Here is a 19,704-nt window from a genome sequence, read left to right as displayed (position 1 = left end):
CCTTAAACTTGTTCTACGTGGCTGGCTTGGGCTACAGGACGATCTGTCACTTTAGCTTCAAACTCGCTACGGAAATATTTGAGTGCACCCATCAATGGTTCCATCGCACCTGGTGCGTGAGCACAGAATGTTTTACCAATCCACAATTTGCGAGTCAGTTCTTGAAGATGTTGAATGTCTTCCATCTTCCCTTCACCTTTCTCAATTGCGACAAGTGCTTTGACCGCCCAAGGTAAACCATCACGGCATGGCGTACAGAATCCACATGATTCACGTGCAAAGAATTCTTCTAAGTTACGCGTTGCAGAAACCATACACTGGGTTTCATCAACGACCATTAACAAACATGTACCTAGACGAGAACCTGCTTTCATAATGCTTTCTGAATCCATTGGAAGATCAATGTGTTCAGCAGCCAAGAAGTCAGTCGATGCCCCACCCGGTAACCATGCTTTCAGTTTAAGACCATCGCGCATACCGCCAGCATAGTCTTCAATCACTTCACGTGCAGTCGTACCAAACGGTAATTCCCAAAGACCAGGGAAAGTCACTTTACCTGATGCACCATAAATTTTAGTGCCTGGATCTTTAGATTTACCCGCAGACAAACCGATATACCACTCAGGCCCACGCAACATAATTGCTGGTAAGTTGTTATAGGTTTCTACGTTGTTTACGATAGTCGGACGGCCCCATGCACCTGCAACTTGTGGGAATGGCGGCTTAGTACGTGGGTTTGCACGACGACCTTCGAGTGAGTTAATCAATGCAGTTTCTTCACCACAGATATAACGACCCGCGCCGGTATGCACATGCAGGTCAAAATTCCAACCTGTGCCTAAGATGTTGTCACCCAAATAACCTTTAGCACGCACTTGTTCTAAAGCTTCATTTAAGTATTGTGCAGCTTCAATGTATTCACCGCGAATGAAGATATAACCCTGAGTCGCTTCGAGGGTATAACCTGCAATCAACATCCCTTCGATCAATTGATGTGGAAGTTTTTCCATCAATAAACGGTCTTTGAATGTTCCCGGTTCCATTTCATCGGCATTACAGATTAGGTAACGAGGACCACCATCATTGGGTGCCATCAATGACCATTTAATCCCTGCTGGGAAACCTGCACCACCACGACCTTTTACAGTCGCTGCTTTAATGACTTCAAGAACGTCTTTAGGTGGCATAGAAAGCGCTTTTTTAAAGCCTGCATAGCCTTCTAAAGCTTCATAGTCATCAGCACTACGAACAAATTCCTGTTTACTCAAACGCCATGTTAATGGGTGAGTTTCAGGGTTTCCTTCGCCATAAATTGGTCTTGGTTCGGTATTCATACATACTTCTCCAATAACTGTTTCACAGAAGTCACTTCAACCAAACCGTGTGTATCTTCATCAATCATCAGGGTTGGACCTTTGTCACAGTTCCCTAGACAGCAGATCGGCAATAAAGTAAAACGACCATCAGCTGTCGTTTGACCAAATTGGATACCCAGTTCACGTTGGAAAGCTTCTGCTAAAGTTTCCGCACCCATCAAGAAACATGCAATCGAATCACATAATAAAATTACGTGACGACCTACAGGCTGACGGTATATACGGTTATAGAATGTTGCAACACCTTCTAAATCCGCAGTTGTAATTGTCAATAATTGAGCAATTGCATGTAACTGCGCGTCATCCACCCAACCATTACGGCGCTGTACACACTTTAAAGCATCCAAAGACGCTGCGCGTGGGTATGGGTAGTGACCCATGTGATGTTCAATTTCATGGATTTCTTCGCTAGTCAGAATCCCTTCAACATTCACACGTGGCTTTTTATCAGTCAAAATCATCATAATGCGTTTACCCCTTAGCGATCCACGTCAGCCATAACGACGTCAATTGTCGCTAAATAAATGATCAAGTCAGATACAAGACTGCCGTTAATCACGGAAGGAATTTGCTGCAAGTGGGTAAAAGTAGGTGTACGAATACGTGTACGGTAACTCATCGTTGACTTATCTGAAGTCAAGTAATAGTTAGATGCACCTTTCACCACTTCTGCCATTACAGAGGCTTCACCAGCTGGCATTACAGGACCCCATGACACGCTCAAGAAATGCGTAATCAAAGTTTCAATATCTTGTAAAGTCTTATCTTTTGGTGGTGGAACTGCCAATGGATGATCCGCTTTATAAGGACCAGAAGGCATATTATCCAAACACTGTTTGACGATTTTTAATGACTCTTCAATTTCGCGATAGTGAACCATCACACGTGCGTAAGCATCGCCTTCATACTCTAACGGCACTTCAAAGTCGTAATTTTCATAACCACTGTATGGACGATATTTACGAACATCAAAATCAATACCTGTTGCGCGTAAACCTGTACCTGTTACACCCCAAGCCAATGCCGATTTAGCATCGTATTGCGCAACATTACGGGTACGCCCCACAAATACTGAGTTTTTCAGCGCAGCAGTATGATATTCCTTCAAACGTTTTGGCATCCATTCGAGAATTTCACGAATCAGTTTTTGCCAGTTGTTTGGAAGGTCATGTGCTGTCCCGCCAATACGGAACCATGCTGGGTGCATACGGAAACCTGTGATCGCTTCAATTGCGTCATAGATTTTTTGACGATCCGCAAACATATAGAATACTGGTGTCATACCACCAGCATCCTGAATCGCAGTACCGATATACAATAAATGGTTATTGATACGGAATAATTCAGACATCATGACACGGATACATTGTGCACGATCAGGAACGGTAATCCCTGCAAGTTGTTCAACACCCATGACATAAGGCATGTTTTGCGCACAACCACCTAAGTAGTCAACGCGGTCTGTATATGGAATAAATGAATGCCAAGTTTGACGTTCAGCCATCTTTTCCACACCACGGTGGTGATAGCCAATATCAGGCACACAATCTTTCACTTCTTCGCCATCAAGCTGCAAAATCACACGGAATGCACCATGCGCAGATGGATGGTTAGGACCTAAGTTCAAGAACATAAAGTCTTCATCCGCGTTACCGCGTGTTAGACCCCAATCTTCTGGAACGAAACGAAGATGTTCTTGTTCGAAATCTTGTTTAGCCTTGTCTTGCATATACGGTGTATATTCAGTCGCACGTGCAGAATATTCTTTACGCAGTGGATGACCTTCCCAATAGGTTGGCAACAAGATACGACGAAGCATTGGATGCCCTTCGAAATTGATCCCAAACATATCGTAAGCTTCACGCTCGTACCAATTGGCATTTGGCCAAATATTGGTCGCCGTTGGAACGTTAATATCGTTCTCACTCAACGCCACTTTGATACGAATATCACTATTACGTTCTAATGAAAGTAAGTGATAGAACACTGTGAAATCAGATGCAGGTAAACCATCACGGTTGTTACGCAAACGTTCATCGACCGCAGATAAGTCAAACAGCATCACATAAGGACGTGGTACTTTACGCAAGTACATTAGAACTTCTTGTACACGTGCGCGCTCAACCCAGACCGTCGGAAAATCTTCAAACGTCGGTTGCACGTAAAAGTTCTCGCCAAATTTGGCTTTGAGATCTTCTACAATTGCAAATGCTGGGCGGGAATCAACTGGAGTCGATTCTGGCATAGCAATTTCAGTTTCAGCCATTGGCTTGGCTTCCTATTTAATACAAATTCTGTCAAATTCCCTGATGACCATATCCATCAGATATGTCAAATATTCATCAGAAAAAATTACTCAATTTCATCCATAGAGCGTAAGTTTTTCACTGCAATACGTTCAGCGTTCTTACGGTCGCGTTCTGGCATCATCTTTGGCTTATACACTGGCTGAAGATCATCACCGATTACCGCAGAGAGCGGACGACGTTCTAATTGAATTTGGTCTTGCAATAACATCAAGGCTTGAATCAATGCTTCTGGACGTGGTGGGCAACCTGGAACGTACACGTCAACAGGAATGATTTTATCCACACCTTGTACAACAGAATAGATGTCGTACATACCACCAGAGTTTGCACAAGCACCCATTGAAATCACCCATTTAGGCTCAAGCATTTGTTCATACAAACGTTGAATTACAGGCGCCATTTTAACAAAGCAAGTCCCTGCAACAATCATCAAATCTGCCTGACGTGGCGAAGCACGAATAACCTCGGCACCAAAGCGTGACAAGTCATGCACACCGGTTAACGTGGTTGCATATTCAACGTAGCAGCAAGATGTACCAAAGTTAAAAGGCCATATTGAGTTTTTACGGCCCCAGTTTACAGCTGTGTGTACCACATCCTCTAAGCGAGTCATGAACACATTTTTATTCACTTCTTCTTCAAGTGGATCTGTCACAATTTGACGATCTTGAAGCGGATATTGTTCAGCTTCTGGATTCGCACGGGTTAAAGTATATTTCATTCCCGAGTTACTCCTTGTTCAGAGACATGGTCGGTGTTTTATCTTTCACACGACCAGAAGATTGAGCTGGAATAGTTCCTGTAGGATCCATCACCAACTCTTCAATTGAATTGAAGCGAGTAATTTCTGCAAGGTCCATATTTGGTGAACCAATTTTAGGTTTAATCCCTGCGATTTTACGTTTATCTGAAGGTGACCAGTTCAATGCACCTGTAGATAATTCATAAATCAAACCAACGAGTAAAACTAAAATAAATACAGCTGCAGCTGAAAACCCAACCCAACCTACTTCACGTACAGATGTCGCCCATGCATATAAATAGAGGGCTTCCAAATCGAATACAACAAAGAAGATTGCAACAAGGTAGAACTTCGCAGACAAGCGGATACGTGCACCACCAGCACTAACCACACCTGATTCAAATTGCTCTTGCTTCGCACGTCCCCATGATTTACCCCCAAGGAGCAAAGGAACGGTGAGCATAAAGACACATAAAAATGTCACGCCGATCACGAAGGCAATGATTGCCCAATCGTATGGAGTAATGGCACTCATGCGGGGATAACTCCTGGCAGGCCTATTATTTAACAAAGAATGTATGTATTGGCCTTGCAAATACACCAAACACAAAATAAATCTGGTCAATTGTACCCGATTGATGTCATCTGTTGCTAGTTAATAGCTCTAAGTCTTTCGGATGATTTTTTAGACAAAAACCATATTTTTTCCTGATTCACAGCGATACAGCGCTGACTTATCGTTTTATCAAATTTCTATCCCTATTCTTATTAGTTTTTCCGAAGTTTATTTTTTAATCATGAATTAAAAATGACAAATCAGTAGCTTAATCCGATTCAGCCCAAGTAAAAGCCATGATTTATGCATGTATTTCTGCGATTTAATTGGCTAATTTCTACAAATATAAGGATTTACCATCTAAAATATTTTGTTACATTCTATGTGGTAAAATAGTCACATTAGATCAATCAAGTGATAAAAATTATCTTATTGTGATAATTTTTAAATATTACAAAGTTATTTATAATTTTTTATACTTCACTATTATCAAAACTAACTTATTTCAATGAAATAACCCGCTTTAAACCATCCAACGCCAAATGCCCAATGCCTACTTTTGACCTACCTTGTGCCCTCTTATGATTTTCTGATTTGAATTTTCAAAACAGTCAGCACTGTCGATCATGTCATTTTTCGCATATACAACAAACCCAAGTTTTCCAAAACTAAAGCCAGTTGAAAGGTGAATAACTTATCGTCGCTTAAATCAGTAAATTGTATATTTAGCACCCAATTATAGAAAAAGGTGTTCGTTGTCGCAAACTTAGACGAATTGTCTACAGAGCCTATACACATTGAACCACTTTTATGTATATGCTATTCAATATGAACAACTTTAAATCAAAAATTTAGGGGTAAAACAAGATGGAATTCAGCAGCAAGCCAAACTATTTTTTATTTGCACAATTACTGATTCGTCATATTGAAAATTATGTCAAAAAACACGTTGATGCACAAAATGCCATTTTTGATCTAAGAGATGTGTATGAGCTTTTCCGCCAAGATCTTGCCGCAACCACGACAAATCTAGAAGGGATTTTAAATATCGCGGATGAATATCGTATTGACACCATTCAAGGTGATCAAAAAATCATTAGCAGTTATAAAATTGACGCTGAACAAAACAGCTTATTGATTGATTTTAATCATGATGCATTACAAGCATTGCGAGACAGCAAGCCAATCATTGCGCCTGATGCAACGCTTCAACAATAGGATCTAGACTGAGCAACAGCCAGACATAAAAAACCACCGAAAATTTTCGGTGGTTTTTTTATTGAGTTTAATAATAGATTTTTTTATATAGTCAGCCTGTCAAAAAACTCAAGCACTAGAATAGAATTTCTATTAATTAATATTTTCTAAATAAATCAATTACATAAAAAATTTTTTAATTATAAAAAAGCTTGCAATACCTCATATTACATTCAAAGTTTAAATACCTTTGCGTAGGGGATGCCAAACCTTACGCCACAAACAAAGCAGTGCTTTGTTTTTGCTCATAAGCAAGGGGTTCATCCTATACCCCCCCCCGTATTCCTCGGCACAAGGAGAGACATCCATGTCGCCACACGATAGAACAACCATCTATGATTCAAAAGTACAGCAAACCAATTGATAACCAATAGTTTCTAAAAGTATATACAAAAACATAAGCTTCATTTCTGATCAATCAGCCGATAAAAATCACTGGTATAAATAATTAGGTGGTTTAACTATAAATCAAAAATAATTATAGGAAATTAAATCATATTGAAAGCCCCATCCCTTCCTCTGAATAAAGGAAAGGATGAAAGTGGTTTTATCTTAAATGATGGCTTTAAAGATGACTGATAAAATAAATCGAATGGATCTTAATCATATATTTTAATGGCACGATTTAACGTCTAAACTTTTTTCTTTTTAAAGCGCTCTACCGGCCAAGACATGGTAAATCTTGCACCACCCAAATCTGAGCTTTGATCAACTTCAATCGTCCCACCAAACCAATACGCAATACGACTCACAATTGAAAGTCCTAAACCATAACCACCTGAAGCACGGGTACGGCTATCATCTAAACGTGCAAATGCCTCAAATACACGTTTACGGTCTTCCTCTGGAATCCCAGGGCCATCATCTTCCACACAGACATAAGCCATACTAGTCTGGTGATTAACACCACCACTAATATTGACCTGATGATCACAATAACGTATCGCATTCCCCACCAAGTTTTGTACAACTCGATGTAAATAACGACGTTCTGCATCGACAATCACATCAGATGAAAGTGGGTTGAGGTGGATAATCTTTTGGGTTTTTAATGCTTCTGTTTCTACTGCAACCTGCTTTAATACATCAATCAATACAATTTTTTCAAAATCTAAAGAAGGTGTACCTTGCTCTAATTTCGCATAAGTCATGATTTCATCAATCAGTGTATTTAACGCTTCGATGTCTTTATCAATCATCTCGACCTGTTGCAAACGATACTCATGGTCATCTTCGTCTGCCAGCATTTCCATACCAAAACGGATTCGCGCTACAGGTGTACGTAACTCATGCGATACGGCACGCATTAACTCACGCTGTGCTTCAATCAAACGCTGTATATGATCAGACATGCTGTTATAACTGGTGGCCAGACTTGCCATCTCGTCATAACCTTCAACAGGTACACGTTGCGACATATCCCCTGTTCTCATCACATCCAAGGCTTCATTCACCTGTTTCAACTTGCGTTGCATTGGCACAATCAAGCCATAAACCCCCAAACACAGCAAGAACATACTCAACAATGTTATTCCAGCAGCCAATTTAACAGGCATCCAGTTAAACATTGGAACAGGTCCCAGCACCAAGACATCTGTAGGCGAATTTGACAATGGAGAAACAATCGAAATGGTTGTACCACGTACAGTTGCACTGTCACGCCATAAAATTACACTTTGATCTGATCTTAAACGTCCAATTTGCTCTGAATCGAGATTGAGCTGAGAAATCTTTTCAACACCTACATGATAGGAAAAATGTTGTTGAATTTTTTTAAGATATTCTTGTTCTTGACCGGGATAATAAACCAAATAATCCAGAATGAACACAGGAAGCGCCTTCATTTGGCGTTCGCCGATTTGGTCGACTTTGATATATAAATAATGCTTTGGATCGTTTCTGATCCCTAAAACTAGATAAGCAATCCCTTGTTCTGCATCATAACGCACCACCGCTTTTTGATTTTCTATGCGTTTTTCTTCAGTACGAGATAAATCAACCTTTCTTGCTTCGAGATAATAAATGGGAAGCTCTAACAAATCAGAAGCATCTGAAATCCAATCTAGACGCTGCTGCTCAGTTTGCTGACGTGCCACACCCTCACTAATCACAAATGAAATTCCATCTGTGAGAGACTCACGATATTCCTGCGCACGTTGATAATTAATTATTTGGACAAGTAAATATCCAAACAAGGCAACCAACACAACAAGAATGACTAATCCTGCATAGATGCGCAAAAATATACTGTGTTTAGACACGCAAACTAACCTTCTTTATGCTTGTCCGGTGATGGACAAGCATCTTGGATGACCGACCCATCGTTTATAAACCAGTCTCTTTAACAAACAAATAACCTTTACTACGTACAGTTTTAATACGTTTCGGGTTTTCAGGATCATCACCAATTTTTGGACGAATACGTGAAATACGTACGTCAATCGAACGGTCTTGACCATCATATTCAATACCACGGAGACGTTCAAAGATGTCTTCACGCGATAAGATACGGCCTGCATTGGATGCCAACAACCAAAGTAAATCATATTCAGCACTGGTGAAGTCAACCAACTCACCATTGAGTGTCACTGAACGACCGCCATTGTCGATCACAAGATCGTCAAATTCAATACGTTGTGCAACTTCATCTTCAGGCGCTTTATCTGTACGACGTAATAGCGCACGGATACGCGCAAGCAGTACACGCGGTTGAACAGGTTTTGCAACGTAGTCATCTGCACCCATTTCTAGACCAAGAACTTGGTCCATATCTTCGGTACGTGCAGTCAACATCAAAATCGGTTGATGATAATGTGGACGAACTTCACGACAAACGGTTAAACCATCTGCACCCGGCAACATCACATCCAATACAACCAAGTCTGGTTGTTCAGCAATAATGCGGCGAATCGCACGGTTACCATCTGGTTCTACCCCAACTTCTAATCCATTACGAATTAAGTATTCCTGAGTTAAGCGAGCTAGGCGCTCGTCATCTTCAACAATCAGAATCTTTGGTAACTTTTCTTCTTGGCTCATCTATTTGCCCCTATATTTGATTTTGGAGTCTGCTACAAAGCTCGCAGATTCAACACACTATGTTTTGCAATATACACACGTTTACAATGTAAACAAGACCTCATTCACCAAACTGATACATGAGCGTATCAATTTGTTATATTTTTATTAACTATTGAATTGTAGGCAGTTTTATAAATTCAATACACATCATTTTTAAATTTCTCTAAGACAATCAATAGCTGGACTAATTTTTATACAAAATATTTCATTGTTCATATTCTGTCTCATCAGTTTATCGTTTTTTTAGTTATCCACACACTTATCTATAAGCACTCTACTGAGTCTTTGCTATGCTATGTGCTTGTCTCATAAGGCATATAACAAAAATGACACTTTGAGGCAAAAAGATGCAAATAAAAATTTACTTTTCACGGATAAAATATTCTTGAAATGTCAATATTGATCTACCCTTAAAATTACCGTATCTTGTGTTCTAAATTAAATTAAACCACTAAGTATTGTGTTTAGTCCTCAAACATCGTGACAACAAATTTTGCAGTTTGTACGATTCAAATGGTCCATAAACATAACAATGATGACAATGGAGCTACGCTGACAATGAACGCCATTACAACCCCAGGTCAACTACAAGTGATTAAACGCACTGGTGATGTTGCCGCTTTTGATGCAGATAAAATCTCTGTAGCAATTGGTAAAGCTTTTTTGGCTGTAGAAGGTCAACAAAGTGCAGATTCAAGCCGTATTCATGATCGCATCACTCAGCTAACAGAGATGGTGATGAATACTTTTAATCGTCGTTTACCTTCTGGCGGAACAATTCATATTGAAGAAATTCAAGACCAAGTTGAATTGGCGCTTATGCGTACAGGTGAACAAAAAGTTGCACGTGCATATGTAATCTATCGTGAACAACGTTCTGATGCACGTAAACAAACTGGTGCTCATCATCACCCAACCTTACAAATCACAGATGCGAACGGTCAGCTTCAGCCTCTAGATTTGAGCAAACTTCAAGCCACGATTGAAAAAGCAAGTGAAGGCTTAGAAGGCATCAATGTTCAAGCCATTGTCGATGAAACAGTTAAAAACTTATATAACGGTGTAAAACAGTCAGACATCTCAACCACGATGATGATGGCGACACGTACCCGTATCGAACAAGAACCAAACTATACTTATGTAACTGCACGTCTATTACGTGATGACTTGGTTGCGACAGGTTTAAAATTCTTAGGTTTAGCGACAGATACTATCGAAGGCGATGCGCTCGAAACTTATTTAAACAAAGGTATCGAGCTTGAGCTTCTCTCTCCTGAGCTTTTAAACTTTGACCTTGCAAAATTGGCAGCTGCAATCAAACCAGAACGCTCAAACCAATTTACCTATTTAGGTTTACAGACTTTATTTGACCGTTACTTCATTCACTCAAATGATGTACGTTTCGAACTTCCGCAATTGTTCTTTATGCGTGTTTCAATGGGACTTGCATTAAATGAAGAACAGCGTGAAGATCGTGCAATCGAGTTCTATGACTTATTGTCTAGCTTCGATTATATGGCGTCTACACCGACCCTGTTTAACTCAGGTACATTACGTCCACAATTGTCAAGCTGTTACTTAACCACCATTCAAGATGATCTTTATGACATCTATGGTGCGATGCGTGACAATGCCCTTCTTTCTAAATGGGCAGGCGGTTTAGGTAATGACTGGACACCAGTACGTGCCTTGAACTCATATATCAAAGGTACTAACGGTAAGTCACAAGGTGTTGTACCTTTCCTTAAAGTTGCTAACGATACTGCTGTTGCAGTAAACCAAGGTGGTAAACGTAAAGGTGCAGTATGTGCATACCTAGAAACTTGGCACTTGGACATTGAAGAATTCCTAGAGCTTCGTAAAAACACTGGTGATGACCGTCGTCGTACCCATGACATGAACACGGCTAACTGGGTTCCAGATTTGTTTATGCAACGTGTGATTGAAGATGCTGAATGGACACTGTTCACACCATCTGAAACGCCTGATTTGCATGATTTAACTGGCGGTGAATTTGCTGAGCGCTATGCTTACTACGAAGGCATTGCAAAAGAAAACAACATGCTACATAAGAAAATCCGTGCGAAAGACTTATGGCGCAAAATGTTATCGATGTTGTTTGAAACAGGTCATCCTTGGATCACATTCAAAGACGTATGTAACTTACGTTCACCACAACAACACGTGGGTGTAGTGCATTCATCTAACTTATGTACTGAAATCACTTTAAATACCAATAAAGATGAAATCGCAGTATGTAACTTAGGTTCGATCAACCTTGTACAACATGTTCAAGGTGGCGCATTAGACCGTGAAAAATTAGCGCGTACAGTTAAAACTGCTGTTCGTATGCTCGACAACGTAATTGACATCAACTACTACGCAGTTGAACAAGCACGTAATTCAAATATGAAACACCGCCCTGTCGGTATGGGTATCATGGGCTTCCAAGATGCTTTATATGAATTGGGTATGGGTTATGGTTCTGATGCAGCGGTAGATTTTGCTGATGAATCAATGGAAGTGATCAGCTACTACGCGATTCAAACATCAAGCGACCTTGCTGTTGAACGTGGTGTGTATTCAACATTTAAAGGTTCATTGTGGGATCAAGGTATCTTGCCAATCGACTCTTTAGATATCGTTGCAAAATCACGTCCAGAGCGTATGTTTGAAGTTGACCGCACTCAACGTTTGGACTGGGATACATTACGTACTAAAGTTCAAAAAGATGGTATGCGTAACTCAAATGTAATGGCGATTGCCCCTACAGCAACCATTTCAAATATTTGTGGCGTTTCACAGTCTATCGAACCGACCTTCCAAAACCTTTATGTAAAATCTAACCTTTCTGGTGAATTTACAGTGATCAACCCGTACTTGGTACGTGCGTTAAAAGATCGTGGTCTTTGGGACTCTGTGATGGTTAACGACTTGAAACACTTTGAGGGTTCAGTACAAAAAATTGCACGTATCCCTGAAGAGTTAAAAGCAATTTTTGCGACTGCATTTGAAGTCGATACACGTTGGATCGTAGATGCTGCATCACGTCGTCAAAAATGGATCGACCAAGCACAGTCATTGAACCTTTATATCGCTGGTGCAAATGGTAAGAAACTAGACATCACTTATAAGATGGCTTGGTTACGTGGTCTTAAAACCACTTATTACCTCCGTGCATTAGGTGCAACCTCTGCGGAAAAATCAACCATTAACACGGGTGCTTTAAACGCAGTAAAAGCAACAACTGTTGCTGCACCAGTGGCTGCGGTTGCTCAAGAAACTAAACCTGAAGCGCCTGCTGAAGAAGATGGTTTCGCTCAAGCAGCACCAGTACCACAAGCATGTTCAATCGATAATCCAGATTGTGAAGCTTGTCAGTAAGTAATCCTCCCCAATCCTTAAGGGGAATAAAGTCCCCCTTTTAAAAGAGGGACTTAGGGGGATTCAAAAAATCTGAAATTATAAAAGGCGAAGAAATGTTCCATTTAAGTCATAACTATGAGTTAGGCGTAATCGTGCTGATCTTAGCCTTTTTAGTTTTTTACGTGCCTGCGGTCTATGCATTCTTTGCGATCCGTAAGCAGCAAAAGCGTAAGCAAAATAAGTAGTGTGGATATCTGTTCTTTCGAACAAGAACAAAACAACTATCGGCAAAACTTAATTTTGCTTGCACAGAATAAGCGTATAGTAGTGACATCTTCCATTGTGAGATGTCGAACATAGATATTAACAACGAAGAGAGAACAACGATGTCTATCCTAAGTTGGGACGATTTTGAAGATGATGAACAGAAACAAGCTGCACAAGCTCACCAGCCTGCGCCCGTCGAACAGAAAAAAACGACTGATTCGCAAGTGGTATCTGATACAAAGCAGTCATCGCAGAATGTGGCAACTACACAATCCGCTGGAACCTATACAGCAAGATCAACAAATCCAACCGATTCGTTGGCAAGAGCATCTCACGCCTTAGAAAAGTTAGACGTTGCACCTGGCTTAGAAGAGCTTGAAATGGGTGCACAACGTGTACAAGTTGATGATAAAGCCATGATCAACTGTCGCGCTGACTTAAACCAACTTGTACCATTCAAATACGAGTGGGCTTGGCAAAAGTATCTAGACGGGTGTGCAAACCACTGGATGCCACAAGAAGTTAACATGAACCACGATATCGCACTTTGGAAGTCTGAAAATGGCTTAACCGAAGATGAGCGTACCATCGTGATGCGTTCATTAGGTTTCTTCTCTACTGCGGATTCTTTGGTTGCAAACAACTTAGTGTTGGCAATTTACCGTCACATTACCAACCCTGAATGCCGTCAATATATCTTGCGTCAAGCATTTGAAGAAGCGATTCACACGCATGCTTACCAATACTGTATCGAATCTTTAGGTATGGATGAAGGCGAAGTCTTCAACATGTACCGTGAAGTTCCGTCAGTTGCTCGTAAAGCAGCGTGGGGCTTGAAATATACTCAGTCTTTATGTGATCCAACCTTCCAAACAGGTACACCTGAAAACGATCAAATCTTATTGCGTAACTTGATCGCATTCTATTGCGTACTTGAAGGGATCTTCTTCTACTGTGGTTTCAGCCAGATCTTGTCTATGGGTCGTCGTAACAAGATGAATGGTGTTGCTGAGCAATTCCAATACATCTTACGTGATGAGTCTATGCACTTGAACTTTGGTATCGACATGATTAACCAAATCAAGATCGAAAATCCAAACTTGTGGACTGCTGAATTCCAAGAAGAAATCATTCAAATGATTCTTGAAGGTACCATGCTTGAAATCGAATATGCGCGTGACACAATGCCACGTGGTGTATTGGGTATGAACGCAGCAATGATGGAAGAGTATTTGAAATTCATCTGTAACCGTCGTTTGGCACAGTTAGGTTTACCTGAACAGTTTGCTGGTGTAAATAACCCATTCCAGTGGATGTCTGAGATGATGGACTTGCGTAAAGAGAAGAACTTCTTTGAAACGCGTGTAACTGATTATCAAACTGGTGGTGCGTTGAGCTGGTAAAAAGTGACACAAAACCGCTGAATGACAGATAATGCGAGATTTTTGACACATATTTCGAGATTGTTACAAATTTAATCAGCTATGCTAAAGCATAAAAAAATAGAGCCTAATGGCTCTATTTTTTATTGAAAATTAAGCTTGGAATATAATTACAAATCCTTATGTGTATAGAATTCATTTAGAAAATCTTATTTCCAAAAATCTCCCCAAATTTTCTCTGAAATCTTTAAATACAATCTTTGTCTTTGATCAAGATAGCTTTTAACGAATAGCTCTTTATTACCAGCATTTTTTAATACATCAACCTTACAAGATTGAAAACTCAATTTGAATATATTTTTAGAATTAGTGAAATTTGGATTAATAAATGTACCCTCATTTAAAGAATATGTTAAAAAAAATTCTTTCAAATAATGAGAAATTTTTTCATAAAAGACATATCTCTAAATGATTGATTAGTTCCATTTAGAAGTAGTATTAATTAACCTATTCGTGATATAAAACTTTAAGAAGCTCAGGATAGAGTTAGAAAATGAGTTATCAGAGGTCAAAGATAAGTATAAAAAGCAATGGTAATCCTCCCATAAATAACCGAAGTTAAAAGTAGCAAGAATATTGAAAGTAATTTACTTGATTTTTATTAAATAATTTTAATAAAAATCAATCTAAATATTCTTTTAGTTATATTTGAAATTGGTAAGGAAGATAATATGGAATTGAGATACGAATTTTCAGAAGATCACTTTTTAGAGTTATGTTTGAAAAATCTTGCACGAAAAAAAACAACAGTTTTTGAAGATTTATATGAAACTATTAGACACTTTCTGAGCACTCCTGATTCAATCGTGATCACGGATGTAAGGCATAGATTTTACCCTGAATATTATGATGCCCATTTATCTCTACAAGAGTATATAGACACGGGGAAATTGATATTACCTTATGTTGAATTCGATATGAGTAGTGATATAAACACTGATCTTGAGGTTACGGACATCAAGGTTCCTTCGTTTGTGACCTTGAATGATTTCCAATATGGCGGTGGCATTACCCAAAAATTTAAAATCAAGAATACTAAGCTGAAAACCAAAAACAAAACATCAATACGGCTTCTTTCTATCGAAATTCCACTAGATTTACTAAAAAAACTCTATTCACAAATAACACCACCGATTGAGTTATTACCGTCTAAATTGGGTGTTTGGGAATGGCGACAAACTTTTTATAACAAAATAACAGGGGAAAGTTTCTTTTGCTCATGTTTTAAGGATACTCTTGCTAAAGCTCAAGTTCGTCAGGTGATACTACACACTCACCTTAAACATTCGTTAGAATATAAATCTTTTAAAGATTCGATTTGCCACATCTGTACCAATACCAATTCAGATTTAATCTATTGCCACAAAATGTATGGCTCAGCTTTTAAGGCCAGATATGGTGCGTATATTGCTAAACATGCTTTACAGGAAGGTATCAGTGAAAGAGATGCGGAAAACTACATCAGAGGTTTAAAAGGTGTAGCAAGAATAGGCGAAAAGTGGGTCAATGAAACCCTATTGTTCAACTATATCAATCTGCTATTTCCGCAATACTCAGTTCAAAGAGAAACATCACCAAGTTGGTTGAATCGACAAAGGTTTGATGTCTATATCCCTGAGCTAAATTTAGCGATTGAGTACCAAGGGCAACAACATTATATAGCTATCGATCTGTTCGGTGGAGAAGAAGGGTTAAAACGGACAAAGCAAAGGGATAAGGAAAAGCTTCAACTCAGTAAAGCGAATGGTTTGGAGATTATCTACTTTAGCTACAAGGAGAATATAACTGAAAAATTAGTGCAAAATCGGCTAAAGAGTTACCTTAAAGAAGATTATTAAAGACTGAGTTCAAAGTTATGATAAATATAAAAACATGGGAAATCAATTAAATGGGCAATTGTGTTAAGTGAGACTTGATCTGACAGGCACAATAAAAATGGGTAACTATCAGATCAAGTTCTAGTTAGTACACTTCATGCATATTTAAATGCAGTCCATTAACTTTATATTCACTTTTCAAAAAGTTCAAAAAAAGGAATATATTCAATCTCTCTTGGAATTAAAGGCTCGTCATCAGGTCTTAATACTATTCTTTCGATATCATTAACCCCAACTTCCCAAGCATTTTTAATAATAAGCTCTTTCTTTTCAATAGAAAACTTTTCAAACTCTGGATATGGATAAAATTGACCATTAAAAAATGCGCCAAAACTTAACTTGTATGAGCCATATTTCTCATATTCTTTTTCAAAGTTACTCCAATTTTGATTAGTAGTGGGCGTCATCTCATGAATACGGCTAAGCATAGTCATAAGTTTATATTTATCATTAGTCATAATATTTTCTGATATCAAAACTCTATAATGATATGGATTATCTTTAGATATCCCCCTTATTATAGAAAACCTAAGTCTTTCCAAATTATCAACCTGACCTAATTGCTCGTATAAATCCATAAAGACACTTTCCCCTCCTGCTTTCTTAAAAATCAAACAGATAATAGGAGGGCTATCCACGACACACATAAAAGCTAAACCGTACCATCCTGCTTCATCCCATAATTCAGGTTTTATAAGAGTAGTAATAGCAATTTGATCATGGCGTATAGAATCTAAGTTTTCAAAATTTGGAGCATTTTTTTGATCCCCCATCTGGATTTTTTTAGCTTCATTTTGTATATTTTTAGGATTTTTCTCATCCCATGGTAATTTTCTAATTAGTTCGAATCTAGTTCCTTTATTACCATTAAGGCAATCTACGAAATTTTTATGAGCATCTCTTCCCATAACATTATAAATCGCACCAAAACATGTACTAAAAGCAATTGATCTTGTAATTGATAAGTCATTTTTAAAAGATGATTCTAAAAAATTATCAATATCAGGAATATGATAGACCTTAACCAAACATTCTATTATGAATTGGACAGACCATTCAAAAAATATCTTTTGCCTATTTTGATCTAAATACTCCCATTGAAAAGAAGAACAGAAAATATCTACCCCCCATCCTTTCGGAGATTTATTAAACTGATGTGTTATGGTGCAATTTTCATCATCGTCTCCGATAATATTCATGCTTAACGAGCTAATTTTGGTAAGAATATTCTCAATTGGATTTGTCGAAAAAAAGTTTTCGATTGTAGTCAAAATAGATTCTGATAATTCAATATAAGGAGAGCGATTTGGGAAATGAACTTTAAACTCACATCCTGCTACTTTTGTTGTGTAAAAATTAGACTTTCCTAATGTCGGTAAAATTTTGGATGTAGGATGCTCAATATCTGCATCTCTTATCAATATAAGAGTACTTTCATGATCATCAATATCTGAAACTTCAAACTCTTCTTTGAATTTATCTTCATAACCTAAAAGGTAGATTAAGACTCCATATGAAGAGAAAAACCCAAGCTTATCTAGAAAATCAGGTAAATATTCGAATTCTTTAATTTGTTCCAATGAACAATTTAATAATAAATGTGCAATACAACCATCAAAAATAGTTATTTTATCCTGACTAATATAATTATCATCAATAGCATTTGAACTTAAAAAGGCTAATTCTGCCCAATGTAAGGATTGGGGAATCCTTCCCAACTCCAACTCTTTCCATGCAAGTTGCCAATACACTTTTATAGCTGAGGGTAAAATCAATTGTTCTTTATGAAAATAATTCGCTAGAAGGGATGCTGAAAATAATAAACTTCCTCTACTTGCCCATTTAAGACCAACTTCTGAATATGCTTCAGATAATAATAAATTTGCATAAGCCATTTCATCATATGTTTCTTTTTTATTTAAACCTGCAAAAGCTTTACCTAAAAATTTAATCGCTAGGTAAGGCTTATTATCTTTTAACCGCTTTAAACCACGGTTAAGTTGCAATTCCGCTGTTTTGACCTCACTAAGTCGTAAACCTGCTTGCTCAGTGAAATAATCTAAAAGATCTTCGTACTCTTCATACTTATCAAAAATTATATCTAACTGTTTAAATAGATTAAAAAATTTCTCAAAAGGAAAACCTATTAAGTTACTTCCTAATTGACAATTTTTCAGAGTTCTTATTAATAATTCTTTGCAATATTCATCATCTTGGAATTTAAAAATTAATTGTAATAAATCTAAGTGAATAGATGCCATCAATGAATTACTTGGACGACTTTCATCTTTTGATATCTCATCCAATACGCTGATGGTATGTTGACAAATATTGTCTATATCTACATTGCGCTGTATATCGTCTGAGTAACTATATCTTCCATAGTAAATTGTTAATAAATTTACTAGCTTTTCCCAACTTTCTGAGTTTGTATTACCATTGAGACTTTCAAAGGTTAGCTCTAAGTTATCCTCAAATATTGAATAATCTTCAAACCACCAATGAGCAGCCCAAGCATACTGATAATAAGCTTCTAATTGTTGATTCGATGTGCCGAACTTCTTGGCAACTCGTATAGCCCTATCAAATAGACCCTGAGTATTAATTATAGCTAATTCTAATTCCTTGCTCAAAATAGCTACCTCTAGGAAATAATCTACTTGCTCCAATGAAATCTTAGATGGATCCACTGTTTCTTTAATGAGCTTATTAAGTCTATCTAATTCTTTTTGTTTCTGATAATCATCAGCACTTAACTCAATTTCCCGTTTATAAGATGTAGGAATACTTAGTGTAGCAATTGCTAGAAACTCTAACTGATTCTTATAAATTTGATCTAATATCCAACTTAAATCCAAAATACGTATATCTATTGAATATTGCTTATTTAATTCATCTTCTAGTTTGCTTCTTTGATCAGCTTTAATTGATTGATTGGTTATACAAAATATTTTTAAATAGCCTCTATCTGTTTCGATAATTTTTTTAACATCTTTTTTACACTTGGATTTCCAATCTTTTTGGGTGCTTACAGCAAACGCCCAACGCTCCTTGTGAGCTCCCTCATTCACCCCCTCATACCACAATAATTGGTTCTGTGATGATACAGGAAATGTTTGAGTATCTGTTTTTCCATCACCACCAGCAACAGGTCCTGTTTGCTCCAAAAGATTTGGACAAATAATCTTTTCACATATTTTTTTTGCAAATGTTTCAAATTCTAGTTCTTGGCTACGTATATTAAGTGTAGCTAGATAATGCTCTAACTGAACCCGATCCAATGTTCCAGATTCAACTACAATAGAGCTAGAAAACTCTTCTGGTCTTCTATCTTTTAAAAACTCTTTGGCAGAAAACTCTTTTGAATATTGCATCACACACCAAATATTAAAATTTTATTTAATTTATAATATCTTACATAGATTTTAAAT

General features: G+C 38.0%; 13 protein-coding genes. 5 read left to right on the top strand and 8 right to left on the bottom strand.

The features are described from left to right. Positions 1 to 2 precede the first annotated feature (2 nt). The 5 genes from nuoF to ACG9ZL_RS04150 all read right to left on the bottom strand — a co-directional run bounded on the left by nuoF (position 3) and on the right by ACG9ZL_RS04150 (position 4,962). Entirely contained in the window at positions 3 to 1,334 is a 1,332-nt protein-coding gene (gene nuoF, locus ACG9ZL_RS04170) for an NADH-quinone oxidoreductase subunit NuoF (protein WP_004722838.1), read from the bottom strand. Further along, positions 1,331 to 1,840 (bottom strand): NADH-quinone oxidoreductase subunit NuoE, encoded by a 510-nt coding sequence (gene nuoE, locus ACG9ZL_RS04165; RefSeq protein WP_004722839.1) that lies wholly within the window; start codon positions 1,838 to 1,840, stop codon positions 1,331 to 1,333. Before nuoE ends, nuoF begins: the two co-directional genes overlap by 4 nt. A gap of 14 nt (positions 1,841 to 1,854) precedes the next feature. Next, positions 1,855 to 3,642: an NADH-quinone oxidoreductase subunit C/D gene (nuoC, locus tag ACG9ZL_RS04160; protein WP_336952953.1), complete on the bottom strand. Its 1,788-nt coding sequence runs from the start codon at positions 3,640 to 3,642 to the stop codon at positions 1,855 to 1,857. A gap of 86 nt (positions 3,643 to 3,728) precedes the next feature. Continuing rightward, complete coding sequence (locus ACG9ZL_RS04155) at positions 3,729 to 4,406, bottom strand: NuoB/complex I 20 kDa subunit family protein (RefSeq protein ID WP_004722842.1); 678 nt, start codon at positions 4,404 to 4,406, stop codon at positions 3,729 to 3,731. Between the two features lie 7 nt (positions 4,407 to 4,413). Then, entirely contained in the window at positions 4,414 to 4,962 is a 549-nt protein-coding gene (locus tag ACG9ZL_RS04150) for an NADH-quinone oxidoreductase subunit A (protein ID WP_004722844.1), read from the bottom strand. Between the two features lie 888 nt (positions 4,963 to 5,850). Between ACG9ZL_RS04150 and ACG9ZL_RS04145 the strand changes: the two genes are divergently transcribed. Further along, positions 5,851 to 6,201 (top strand): hypothetical protein, encoded by a 351-nt coding sequence (locus ACG9ZL_RS04145; protein WP_336952954.1) that lies wholly within the window; start codon positions 5,851 to 5,853, stop codon positions 6,199 to 6,201. A 671-nt stretch (positions 6,202 to 6,872) separates the two neighbouring features. Here ACG9ZL_RS04145 and bfmS read toward each other — a convergent pair. Both bfmS and bfmR read right to left on the bottom strand, forming a co-directional pair. Continuing rightward, a complete protein-coding gene (gene bfmS / locus ACG9ZL_RS04140; protein WP_419359181.1) occupies positions 6,873 to 8,501 on the bottom strand; it encodes a sensor histidine kinase BfmS in 1,629 nt (542 codons plus the stop codon). A gap of 64 nt (positions 8,502 to 8,565) precedes the next feature. Continuing rightward, complete coding sequence (bfmR, locus tag ACG9ZL_RS04135; RefSeq protein ID WP_004722855.1) at positions 8,566 to 9,279, bottom strand: response regulator transcription factor BfmR; 714 nt, start codon at positions 9,277 to 9,279, stop codon at positions 8,566 to 8,568. 555 nt (positions 9,280 to 9,834) lie between these two features. On the opposite strand from bfmR, the gene ACG9ZL_RS04130 reads away from it, so the two are divergent. The 4 genes from ACG9ZL_RS04130 (at position 9,835) to ACG9ZL_RS04115 (ending at position 16,234) form a co-directional block, all read left to right on the top strand. Next, positions 9,835 to 12,705, top strand: coding sequence for a ribonucleoside-diphosphate reductase subunit alpha (locus ACG9ZL_RS04130; protein ID WP_419359180.1), 2,871 nt, complete (start codon positions 9,835 to 9,837; stop codon positions 12,703 to 12,705). Positions 12,706 to 12,800: 95 nt separating this feature from the next. Then, entirely contained in the window at positions 12,801 to 12,932 is a 132-nt protein-coding gene (locus ACG9ZL_RS04125) for a preprotein translocase subunit YajC (protein WP_004722859.1), read from the top strand. 141 nt (positions 12,933 to 13,073) lie between these two features. Continuing rightward, the gene (locus ACG9ZL_RS04120; RefSeq protein ID WP_004722861.1) at positions 13,074 to 14,357 is read left to right on the top strand and encodes a ribonucleotide-diphosphate reductase subunit beta; all 1,284 of its coding nucleotides are present in this window, start codon (positions 13,074 to 13,076) and stop codon (positions 14,355 to 14,357) included. A 710-nt stretch (positions 14,358 to 15,067) separates the two neighbouring features. Beyond that, a complete protein-coding gene (locus ACG9ZL_RS04115) occupies positions 15,068 to 16,234 on the top strand; it encodes a hypothetical protein (protein WP_419359179.1) in 1,167 nt (388 codons plus the stop codon). Between the two features lie 170 nt (positions 16,235 to 16,404). Here the strand turns inward: ACG9ZL_RS04115 and ACG9ZL_RS04110 are convergent, their stop codons facing one another. After that, positions 16,405 to 19,647 (bottom strand): hypothetical protein, encoded by a 3,243-nt coding sequence (locus tag ACG9ZL_RS04110; protein ID WP_334379125.1) that lies wholly within the window; start codon positions 19,645 to 19,647, stop codon positions 16,405 to 16,407. Positions 19,648 to 19,704 lie beyond the last annotated feature (57 nt).

Origin of the sequence: Acinetobacter legionensis, assembly GCF_048551735.1 — a bacterium.
Classification (GTDB): Bacteria; Pseudomonadota; Gammaproteobacteria; order Pseudomonadales; family Moraxellaceae; genus Acinetobacter.
The sequence above is the reverse complement of the archived record's forward strand: the minus strand, read 5'-3'. Positions and strand labels throughout refer to the sequence as shown.